Below are 418 nucleotides of genomic sequence, written 5' to 3' on the forward strand. Positions count from 1 at the left end.
TATCGTGGGATTGGGCATCTCCTACGCCGTAAAGCAGGAGATTGAAAAAAACTATAAGGCCTTTTCTCGGTGCGAGCACCCCCTCAATAGAGGCGATATCACGCCTTTTGTCATCGCTTTCTCAGAGATATGCGTGAATGCGATGTGCAATCTTCGCGATGCTCTCACAGAAAAGAAAAGCCAGATGGATATGTATTTCCATCGCTCGGCCGTGCTTGTCCCAGAACCGCTGCGCACCCTTGTCGAATCGCTTATCACCGCCACGCTGTTCACCTTTGACGGCGTAACCGCAAAAGAGCTTTGTGAGGCTGAGCGTCTCTCCCGGCAGACGCTTTATAAGCGTCTGTCCGAGCTGAGAAAACTCGGCCTCTTGCAAGAGGAGAATATAGGGCGAAAGGTATTCTACAAACTCAACGAG

General features: G+C 50.7%; 1 pseudogene. It reads left to right on the forward strand.

From position 1 onward, the window contains the following. A pseudogene (locus NE591_RS12730) lies at positions 1–418 on the forward strand (winged helix-turn-helix domain-containing protein); the annotation flags it as partial.

Source organism: Adlercreutzia sp. DFI.6.23, from assembly GCF_024462535.1.
Lineage (GTDB): Bacteria > Actinomycetota > Coriobacteriia > Coriobacteriales > Eggerthellaceae > Adlercreutzia > Adlercreutzia rubneri.